Here is a 10,354-nt window from a genome sequence, read left to right on the forward strand (position 1 = left end):
GACAGTAACGAGCCTTTAGGGCCATTAACCAAACGATTTTGGAGACGCCTCGCGTTATGACTTTTCAGTTGCTGGTGTTGTTTTTGCTACTCATTTTATCCGGTTTTTTTTCTTCCGCAGAAACCGCACTGTTTTCCATCAGCCGAGTCAAGGCCCGGCATTACGGCAAGAGCAATCGACGTGCGGACAGGCTTATTTACAAAATGAAAGAAGATCCCCATCGGCTGCTAACGACGATTCTCATCGGCAACAACCTGGTTAATATCAGCGCGGCGGCCATTGCAACCGCCTTGAGCCTTCAACTTTTTCCCGGGAAAGCCCTTGGTGTCGCCACCGGCGTGATGACCTTTTTAATCCTCGTATTCGGTGAAATTTTACCCAGATCGTTTGCCACCCGAAACAACCTTCTCTTGGCCCGGTTTTTGATTTTCCCCGTCTATTGGTGCTCGCTGATCTTTTTCCCCGTCATTATTTTCCTCAATTTTATTCCTAAAATCACCGGAAGAATTAAGCGGCCGCCTGCCCTGACCGAAGAGGAATTGCTGACCTTTGTGGAGGTCGTGGAAGAGGGAGGGGAAATAAAGGAAGAGGAAAAAGAGCTGATTCATAATATTATCGAGTTCGACGATACCAGCGCATCCGAGATCATGACCCCCCGCAAGGATATGTTTGTGCTCGATGTGCACGATTGCATCGATTTAAAAGCCATTCTTCAATCCGGCTATTCCCGGATTCCCATCATCGAAGACAGCGTCGATAACATCATCGGCGTGCTTCACGTTAAGGATCTTTTTATGCACCGGGCGATATCGGATGCTCCGCCCGATCTAAGAGCCTTGATGAAAAAACCCTATTTTGTTCCCGAAAACAAAAAACTGGCGTCTTTGATGCGGCAGTTTAAAAAAAGAAAACAACATCTGGCCGTCATTGTGGATGAGCACGGCGGCGTGTCCGGTCTGATTACCCTGGAAGATGTGATTGAAGAAATCGTGGGCGAAATCAGCGATGAGACCGACAAGGAAGAACCTCACATCGTGCCGCTAAATGAAAATGAATGGCTTGTTCTGGGGAAAACCGACATTGAAGAAGTCAATGAAACCCTCGATATGAATATTCCGGATATAAAGGGATACGACACCTTTTCAGGTTATATTCTCGATCGAATCGGTAAAATTCCGGCCCTGCAAGATGAAATCCCTTTTGATAACTTTACTGTCGTCGTCAAAAAAATTGAGGGCAACCGGATTCTTCAATATCTCGTCAAGCGGACTGAGTCCCAAGCCGGCAAAACGTCAACCCCTTGATCCTCGGCCTTGCTGAAAGCTGGGCAGCTGGAGGTGATAAGGGTTTAACATAAACCGATTCGGGAGGTTACAAAGGCCGATTTGACACTAACGGCTGTTTTCTTTATAGTGCATCGCGGGTTACACTCAATATTGTTCCAGCGAACGGGAGATTTGCCATGAAAATTCGCGTTTCATGCTATTCCGGATATCGCGGTGAAGAGACTCCCAGCAGTTTCCAGTTGGGAGAGCGGCGAATTGAAATTAAAGACATCATCGACCGTTGGACTGGTCCGGATCACCGATATTTCAAGGTTCGGGGTGTGGATCAATCGGTGTATATCCTTCGACATGATTCAGTGACTTGGTCCTGGGAAATAACTTTCTTTCAGGATTCGAATTACCGAAAATCCGGCGAAACAGGAGGGGAAGATTTTTCCGGGGCGCCATACGGAAAAGGCGGAATCAACGTTGTTCATTAGCTGTCAGCAATAACATATCTAACGACCTATAAACCTTCAATCCGCAGCCATGCTATCCTTTTATCCGTATACGCTATAATAGGTCAGGCGCCTTTGCCTTTGGCCGGATCATGAAATTTCGGGGAAAATTTTGTGCTTAACAATGTCATTGTTAAACCAAGGAAGGTGAAATTGAAGAAAAGAATATGTTTCGCAATCCCATACGCCCTCATCATCATTGCGGCATTGCTGGGCTGCGGAGATAAGTCGCAACAAAAAGCCAACCACCTTGAGAGAGCACATCAATTTATTGCAGAGAAAAAATACAACGAGGCTGTGCTTGAATTAAAAAATGTCGTCCAGATAGATCCGAATGATGATATGGCCCATTATGATCTGGGTGAAACCTACATAACCCTAAACCAGAGGGGCCTGGCAGCCCAAGCCTTTGAAAATGCCGTATCCGCCAACCCGGAAAATCTGCAGGCGCAGATGAAAATGGGGCAGATATTTCTAACCAGAGGCGACATTCTGGAAGCAAGAAAAATAGTAAAAATGCTCATGGAAAAGACACCCGATGATATCGAGGTGTTAAACCTTCTTGCCGGCATACAAATTCAGGAAAAAAATACGCATGCGGCCATAATGACGTTACAAAAAGCTGTTTCCATCAACGATGGGAACAAGGAAACGCAGCTGCTGTTGGGAGGGTTGATGCTTGATCAGGGTAACGCCGAGGAAGCGGAAAAAGCGTTTCAGCGCGTTTTGTCCATCGATCCTTCAGAGCCGGTTGCCTACCTGGAATTAATTCGCCTGACGGCAGACCGGAATCAATGGGAAAAGGTTCCGCCCCTGCTTAACCGGCTAATCGAAATCTCGAAACGCAGATATGACTATCTGGCTAAATTAGGGATATTTTTTGAGCATCACCAAAAGTGGAAGATGGCGGAAAGCGTATACCTAAAGGCGGTTGCTTCAGCAGAAACCCGAGATCCTGCGCCGCTGATGAATCTGGGCACTTATTACGCCAGAAGACAATTGAACGACAAAGCGCTGGAAAAGCTGCATTCCGCGTTGGGGAAAAAACCGGACGATCCTACTATTCTTTCTTTCATCGCCAAGACGCATTTTGATTTAACCCATTTTGAAAACGCCAAAGAATATGCCGATATGGCGCTTCAAAAGGATCCGCAACATGAACAAGCCAATTATATTCGCGGTAGAGTCTATTTCCTTGACGGTAACTATGCTGCGGCAATCGAGCGATTAGATCAGGCCATCAAAGCGGCTCCGAACAATGCCTTGGCATATTATTTTAAAGCCTTATCCCTGATAGCCGGGAAAGACGCGGGACTCACGTCCGAATCGGATCTTCTAAAAGCCGCCGCTGGATTTTTCGGCGACAATGAGGCATGGGAAGCAGAACTTGCAATCAATAATTTAAAACGAGTATTGGAACTGGAACCCGGCATGCTGCATGCGAAATTGCTGCTGGCCGAGCTCTATCTAAGGCGTCGGGAAGAAAACCCGGCCCGCGAACAAATCGAGTCGGCCTTGTCCCAAGCCCCCAACAATGAGAAAGCCATCATTCTACTAACCGGCCTTAAGGTATTGAAGAGAGATTGGCAAGGCGCCATCGACCTATGTGAAAAAGCCATCGCAAAAAATAAAAACCATAGCGACTGGCTTATTCGTTTGGGAACTATTTACAGCATGACCAATCGACCGGCGGATGCGCTTCAGGCGTTTAAAAAAGCACATGAAACGGTGCCAGGAAATATTCAACCCATTCAGTTAATGGTTAATATTTATATTCGTCAAAAGCGGTTCGAGGAGGCATTAACCCTATGCGAAACCCATTCAAAAAACCGATCGAATGACCCTGCCCGCTTGGCGGAACTCGAGACGATCAAAGGTACTATATATCTGGCCCGAGGCGACAAACCCGCAGCTGTTCATTCTTTGCAAAAAGCAATTGCCGGTAATTCAAACATTCTCACGCCTCATTTTACACTTGCCCGGCTGTATTTAGAGGAAAACAAAACGGACCAGGCGATGGCACATTATGAAACGGTGCTGCGGCTGGATGAGAAAAACGTGGCCGCCGTCATGGCGATGGGGAACATCCATTACCTTCGAAAAGAAAACCAAAAAGCGGAAGACTATTACCGCCGCGCATTGTCCATTAAACCCAACCATGGTCCGGCTGCCAACAACCTGGCGTTCATTCTTTCGGGCAACGAAATGAAACTGGACGAGGCATACCGATTTGCTCAGTTGGCCGTACGAAAAATGCCGCAAGATGCCAGCGCCCGGGACACCATGGGGTGGATATTTCATCTGCAAGGCAATTATGTCGAAGCCATTGAGGAGTTTGAACAAAGTCTTGCGATAAATCCCCAAAACGCCATCGTCCATTACCATCTGGGGCTATCATATTATAAAAGAGGAGAATTTAAAACGTCGCGGGTTCATATAAAAAAAGCCCTATCACTCGATCCGAATTTCATCGGTGCGGACGAGGCAAAGATCCTGTTCGATGGGTGAGCTCATTGACGGTCTCCCCCGGCAGTCTTCTTGAATGCCATTTGATCGGGCGTATTGAACCGCCTCAACCAGAATTTGCGACATAAAAAAGGCGGGCACATACAGCCCGCCTTTTTTATCCCATCAATTTTTAAAGGGGTTTCATTTTTTTCTTCTCTGAAATTTGGCAAGTCCAATTAGCCCCACACCCATTAAGAATAAAGTCGCGGGCTCAGGTACAGGGCTCTCGCCTCCTGGTGAATTCCATACCCAGGCAGCAAAGTGGGACATGTCTTGGAGTTTTCCATTGTTATTGAATAGCCCCTCAGTTGCCCATGTTCCGGAATCATCTGCAGGTGTAACGTAATAAAGTGAATAATTATTATTCGCCTTAACTGCGTAAAAACTGATTAAATCGCCGGTTTGCCAGGTGCCGGCTGTTTTGTTGGAATAATCCAACGTAAGCTCGGCATCCGGGTAAGCATTGCCCCTATCAAGCGTTTCTTCATCAATATCAAACTTGGCATAATATTCGATTTGTTCTCTTACCGGGTCTATGTCCGGATTGTTGTTTTTAAAATAATCAGAGTTAAAAATAGCATTTAAGAAAGCCGTTACTCTCTCTTCATCTACTTCGGGCCCGCCAAGAGGATTAATTTCTGTTGGGGTATTCCCGGAAACCTTAGCCATTAAATAAACATCCGCAAACGCAACATTTGCTCCACACAAGATAAACCAGAAAACCAAAATCGGTAACAAGAGCTTCTTTTTCATTTTATTAATCTCCATTCCTCATGACAAAAGAAATAACCTGCTGCTGTAAACGAATAAACATAATCGAAGAGAATAGTGCAAACCTAACATGCAAAAACAATGCACGCCAACCAATAAAAAAGGTCATCCCAAGAAAAATTTATTCATTTTAGTGACTATAGATTTGTAATTATTGTTAATAAATCAAAATAGGCGCAGCGGAATTTCCTTCCAGAGTGTTGATACAATCAAGCAGCACGGCGCAAGTTATCACCTCAATTACATAATAATATTACATCGATTACACAGTTGTAAGTGAAACTACCCAGGCAGATTTAAATCTTTTTAATTTTTTTTATGTAACTAAAACTCCCTAAATTCATCTTCATCAAAAGGGATCACTTCTTCCGGGCAAACTTCTTTCGATTGGGTGCGGGGCGCTTGCTCAGCCTTCTGAACCGGCTTTGCCGCGGGTTTGCTCAATCGGGGGCGGGCACTGCTTGGTATTGGACGGTCAGTACGCTGAGTTTTCTTTAGGGGCGCTTTGGATTCGGCGGCTTGGGTGTCGGCAAAGCCTTCCACCACTTTGATAAGATCCTGAACATACCCTTTGATTTGCATGGCCTGGGCGCTCATTTGCTCGGAGGCGGCGGCGGATTCCTCGGAGTTGGCGGCGTTTCGCTGGCTGACGTCATCCATTTCGACAATCGCGCGGTTGATCTGCTCGATGCCCTGCGCCTGCTCCTGAGAGGCCTCTGAAATCTCATCGATCAAGTGGCTTATTTTCAATGAGATATCGATGTTTTCCTGAAAGGCTTGCTGTGTCAGATGGGTCAATTCATTCCCGGTTTTGACCACCTTCATGGTGTTTTGAATCAGATCGGAGGTGTTTTTGGCGGCAGCCGCCGCGCGCATCGCCAGGTTTCTGACCTCGTCGGCCACAACGGCAAATCCGGCACCGGCTTCGCCCGCCCTGGCCGCCTCAACGGCCGCGTTCAGCGCCAGCAGATTTGTCTGAAAGGCGATTTCGTCAATCGTCTTGATGATTTTTCCGGTTTCTTCACTACTTTGGGTAATTTCGCCAATGGCGCGGGTCATTTCAATCATGTTTGAATTGACTTTGTCCACAACCCGGCTGGCGTCTCCCATCATGGCTTTTGCTTCGTGGGCATGCCCGGCGTTTTGTTTGGTCATGTTGGACATCTCTTCAAGGGACGCGCTCGTCTCCTCAATCGAAGACGCCTGTTCGGACGATGATTCCGCCAGCGATTGGCTGGCGCTCGAAACTTGCCTGGCGGCTTCCGAAATATGCTCGGCACCATTTGAGAGGCCGGCAATGGAAGAATTGATAGGGGCTGTAATTTTATGGGCAAAAAACCAGGTGATCGGTGCGACACCCAGCAGACAGGCTCCCGCGATAGTGACCAGCCACAAGAGCATCTGACGAACGTTTTTATCCGTTTCGGCCCTTGAAAGCAAAATGCTGGCCGAACCTATTTTTTCACCTTTTTCCACCAATGGATAGACACCCTCAAAATACCTTTCCGCCGCCAGGGAGAAGTCCCGCCGAAGGGCCACAGCCCCTTCAAAGCCGTCCGCCTCGGCACCCGGCGTTAAGGATCGGGCGTCTTTATCCAACGTTTTATAGGCACTCAGAACGCCGGCCGACAACGCCCCATTGAGAAAAATATTGATTTGCGCACCGGTAATCGTGGCCACATGGGCGACAAATTGCTGGTCAAAGGCAATGGCCACCATCAATTGCCCATGATGTGTTTCAGTTCCCTCATGACTGATGACAGGCACGCTGACGCTCAACCATAGCTCATTTTCACTGGAATAAAGACGGGTGACGGGCTCTTTCGGTAAGGGAAGCGGTATATTCAAGGGAAAGGGAGGCGGCTCGGTCGACTCGGCGAAGTCATTGTGCAGCGCAAATTTGCCTGACTGTATTTGGGCTTTCAAGCTCGTGGCCTCCCCCGGCTTAGGGGCTGCAAACAACTGAATCTGCTTCCCATCAGACATCATGGCGCCGACCCATTTCCCATCCGCGCCATATATAAACGCCTTTCGAACACCCAGCACGGAAACCGCCTCACTTAATTCCATCACCAATTCTTTTCCGGTGAATGAAAATTCCTCACCGGTCAATATTAACTTCTGGATTGTCGATAGCTTGGTATAGAGCGCCTCCCGGCCGCTTAAATTGCCGGCAGCCCGCTCCAAAGCTTTTTTCTTGTTCTGAAGTTGTCCGGAAAGAACCCGACGAGCTTCCTCGATTCGATGATTCGCACCGGCACGGCTTTGTTTTTGGACTAGAAAATACACAACGCCCATGGCAAGCAGAATGGAAACGAGAACGGACACCACCCCATTGATGATCATGCGAGTCTTGATGTGAAGCTTCATCCCCCCCCCTGTGCGGTGTAAAATGTCAACGTATCGACATCACGCCCCAAAGTCATCCCGTATGGCGCTTTTATCTACCAAAATGTTCTGGTTATATCAAAAAGAGATATCTTATTTATCGACTATAAGACAAAGGGGTTATATACTGGCACTCATCCTTCCCCGTATTGCAACCTGGCTAACCCCAGAATAAGCGTCTATTAAAGGCGTAGTAAGTAAAAAAGTTCTCGAAATGCCCCTAAAAATAGTGCGTTAAAGAATTGCTTCTACTAAAAATTCATACACCAAAAGGAGCTTCTTGAGTGAAAAGAAATATCTCCAAAAAACTGGCAAAACGCAAGAAAAAAATTTCAAAAAGATTGGGAAAAAGGAGCTGGGAAAACCAGCTCAAGCCGATGTTTTCAAGCGCCAACATACGCTACGATATCGATGCGCGTCATCAAGGAATTGTCAGTGGCCAGTGTTTACAAGACTTCGAATTGTTGAGAAATAATAAAGCCTGGCTTGATGCATTACAAGCCGAGATAATTCCCGATCCGACAACTCGAAACGATTAAGCAAACAGCATCCAGAGATGAAAATCCAGATAGGATCTACCGACCCTGTTTTTATCCCAAAGGCATTCCACCACAAGACTGACGTTTTTTCAAAATTTAGCCTTCTTTCCTTGCTTACGCTGACACGGTCGTTGGGGTACTGTGTTTATTCAGTGGTAAAAATATTAAGGTTGTGTTAAAAAATAAAGGGTTGTGTCAGTCAAAGCCCTTGATTATCCAGTCAAATTATTCATCTTCAGGGAGGCCCATGCAGATATCCAAGCAGAAAAAGATGGAAATGCTCCGGTCATTGCTGCTTTCCCGCAAGTTCGAGGAGCAGTTGACGGAATTGTGCAAAATCGAGCGAAAAATTCCAGGAATGATGATCCTTTGCACGGGGCAGGAGGCAGTCGGTGCAGGGGTATGTGCGGCGCTTCAACCAAAGGATGTGATCATCACCAATCACCGCAGCCACAGCCACCTGCTGGCCAAGGGTGCTGATCCCAGAGCGCTGATGGCTGAAATATTTGGCAAGCGAACCGGGTGTAATAAGGGAAAAAGCGGAACCCTTCATTTGGCGGTTCCGGAAGTCAATGCCCTCTGTACGACCACCGTGGTGGGCGGGGGGCCCCCCATTGCCGCCGGCAATGCCTTTGCCCAGCAGTACCGGCAGGAAAAATGTGTAACCGTCTGTTTTATCGGAGATGGCGCTGCCAATGAGGGCTCCTTTCACGAAGCGCTGAATCTTGCAAGTGTCTGGAGGCTTCCAGTGCTCTTGGTGTGCGAAAACAATCTGTACGCCGGCGCCCAGCGTTATGATGCCCATACCAACGCGCCAAACATCGCAGACCGGGCCGCCGGGTATGCCATTCCCGGCGTTGTGGTCGATGGCAATGACGCCTTGGCGGTTTACGAATCGGCCTTGGAAGCCCGGGCGCGCGCCGTTGCCGGAGACGGTCCCACGCTGATCGAATACAAGACGTATCGCTGGCGAGGCCATGGCGAAACTGACCATCAACTCTATCAGCCCAAGGAAGAGATTGCGGCATGGCAAGCGTTATGCCCCATTCCCAAACTGCGCGGCGATATGCTTGCCCAGGGGCTTATCAGTGAGGACGAACTGCGGGAAATGGAAACCCAAATCGATGCCATTGTGCAGGATGCGATACGCTTTGCAGAGGAGAGTCCTTATCCCGAGCCACACGAGGCACTTGAGGATGTCTTTGCTTAATTGAGAACATTCCATAATGAAAGGAACGAACGCATGCAGACATTTGGAATGGGACAGGCCATAAATCAAGCGCTGAGAGAAGAAATGCTGCGCGACGCTGATGTGTTTCTGGCCGGAGAAGGAATCGGGGTGAGCATCCATAGCAGCCCGATGCTTCCAACCGCCGGCTTATTGAAAGATTTTGGTGCAGGACGGGTGAAAGATACTCCCGTTTCAGAGGCAGCGATCGCTGGGTTGGCGGTAGGGGCGGCAGTGGCCGGGCTAAGGCCAGTGGTGGAAATCATTTTCAATCCATTTTTCACCCTTGCCTCGGATATGATCGTGAATCATGCCGCCAAGCTGCGATACCTGTCCGGCGGAAAATCTTCTTTCCCGCTTGTCGTGCGCATGAAAAGCGGTGCCGGATTCGGTGCCGGCTGCCAGCATTCACATAACCTGGAAGCGTGGCCGGCGCATTGCCCGGGGCTGAAGGTCGTCATGCCCGCCACGCCGGCCGATGCCAAAGGGCTTCTCAAGTCCGCTATCCGGGATCCGAATCCCGTTGTTTTCATCGAAGACATGATGCTTTACTTTGTCCCCGGACCGGTTCCGGACGAGGAGTACCTGATCCCCATCGGGCAGGCCGACATCAAGCGTCAGGGAACAGATGTTACCGTGGTCACATGGTCCAAGATGGTGGGCGTGGCCCTGAAGGCGGCCGAACAGATAGCACGGGATGGCATTGACATGGAAATAGTGGATCTGCGCACCCTTGTGCCCATGGATAAGAAGACTCTCCTTGATTCCGTCCGCAAGACCGGTCGCCTGGTCGTATTGCATGAGGCCACGCGAACCGGCGGCTTTGCCGGCGAAGTGGCGGCTGTGGTGATGGAAGAGGCTTTCGACAGCTTGAAAGCACCACTGCGACGAGTGACCGGTCCGGATATCCCCGTTCCTGCCAGTCCGCCCCTGGAGCGCTTTTACATTCCCAGCAAGGAGAGCCTGATTTCGTCGGTAAAAGAAATCGTCCCACAATCCGGGGGAAGCGGATGAATTGCCCCGCTGTGACAAGAAGAACCCAAAAAAAAAGCCCGCAGATTACTCTACGGGCTTTTATAGGAGTTTTTTCGGCGGCGTCCTACTCTCCCACCAAGCTGCCCTGGCAGTACCATCGGC

8 protein-coding genes are annotated in these 10,354 nt (G+C 48.8%); 6 read left to right on the forward strand and 2 right to left on the reverse strand.

Translation table 11 applies throughout. The features are described 5' to 3' along the window. Positions 1-56 precede the first annotated feature (56 nt). The 3 genes from RBT11_02030 to RBT11_02040 all read left to right on the forward strand — a co-directional run bounded on the left by RBT11_02030 (position 57) and on the right by RBT11_02040 (position 4,291). The gene (locus RBT11_02030; protein MDX9785526.1) at positions 57-1,304 is read left to right on the forward strand and encodes a hemolysin family protein; all 1,248 of its coding nucleotides are present in this window, start codon (positions 57-59) and stop codon (positions 1,302-1,304) included. 158 nt (positions 1,305-1,462) lie between these two features. Then, entirely contained in the window at positions 1,463-1,765 is a 303-nt protein-coding gene (locus tag RBT11_02035; protein MDX9785527.1) for a hypothetical protein, read from the forward strand. A 171-nt stretch (positions 1,766-1,936) separates the two neighbouring features. Further along, entirely contained in the window at positions 1,937-4,291 is a 2,355-nt protein-coding gene (locus RBT11_02040) for a tetratricopeptide repeat protein (GenBank protein MDX9785528.1), read from the forward strand. 141 nt (positions 4,292-4,432) lie between these two features. Here the strand turns inward: RBT11_02040 and RBT11_02045 are convergent, their stop codons facing one another. After that, a complete protein-coding gene (locus RBT11_02045) occupies positions 4,433-5,044 on the reverse strand; it encodes a PEP-CTERM sorting domain-containing protein (GenBank protein ID MDX9785529.1) in 612 nt (203 codons plus the stop codon). 342 nt (positions 5,045-5,386) lie between these two features. After that, positions 5,387-7,432, reverse strand: coding sequence for a methyl-accepting chemotaxis protein (locus tag RBT11_02050; protein MDX9785530.1), 2,046 nt, complete (start codon positions 7,430-7,432; stop codon positions 5,387-5,389). 302 nt (positions 7,433-7,734) lie between these two features. Between RBT11_02050 and RBT11_02055 the strand changes: the two genes are divergently transcribed. From RBT11_02055 to RBT11_02065, 3 genes are all read left to right on the forward strand, one after another. After that, complete coding sequence (locus tag RBT11_02055) at positions 7,735-7,989, forward strand: hypothetical protein (protein MDX9785531.1); 255 nt, start codon at positions 7,735-7,737, stop codon at positions 7,987-7,989. A gap of 247 nt (positions 7,990-8,236) precedes the next feature. Then, on the forward strand, positions 8,237-9,199 hold the full coding sequence (locus RBT11_02060) for a thiamine pyrophosphate-dependent dehydrogenase E1 component subunit alpha (GenBank protein ID MDX9785532.1): 963 nt from the start codon (positions 8,237-8,239) through the stop codon (positions 9,197-9,199). 33 nt (positions 9,200-9,232) lie between these two features. After that, on the forward strand, positions 9,233-10,231 hold the full coding sequence (locus RBT11_02065) for an alpha-ketoacid dehydrogenase subunit beta (GenBank protein ID MDX9785533.1): 999 nt from the start codon (positions 9,233-9,235) through the stop codon (positions 10,229-10,231). The last annotated feature ends 123 nt before the right edge of the window (positions 10,232-10,354 follow it).

The organism is Desulfobacterales bacterium, assembly GCA_034003325.1.
Classification (GTDB): Bacteria; Desulfobacterota; Desulfobacteria; order Desulfobacterales; family JAFDDL01; genus JAVEYW01.

Coding starts and splice junctions, on each gene's coding strand:
- RBT11_02030 (MDX9785526.1), top strand. CDS start 57: ATGACTTTTCAGTTGCTGGTGTTGTTTTTGCTACTCATTTTATCCGGT.
- RBT11_02035 (MDX9785527.1), top strand. CDS start 1,463: ATGAAAATTCGCGTTTCATGCTATTCCGGATATCGCGGTGAAGAGACT.
- RBT11_02045 (MDX9785529.1), bottom strand. CDS start 5,044: ATGAAAAAGAAGCTCTTGTTACCGATTTTGGTTTTCTGGTTTATCTTG.
- RBT11_02050 (MDX9785530.1), bottom strand. CDS start 7,432: ATGAAGCTTCACATCAAGACTCGCATGATCATCAATGGGGTGGTGTCC.
- RBT11_02060 (MDX9785532.1), top strand. CDS start 8,237: ATGCAGATATCCAAGCAGAAAAAGATGGAAATGCTCCGGTCATTGCTG.
- RBT11_02065 (MDX9785533.1), top strand. CDS start 9,233: ATGCAGACATTTGGAATGGGACAGGCCATAAATCAAGCGCTGAGAGAA.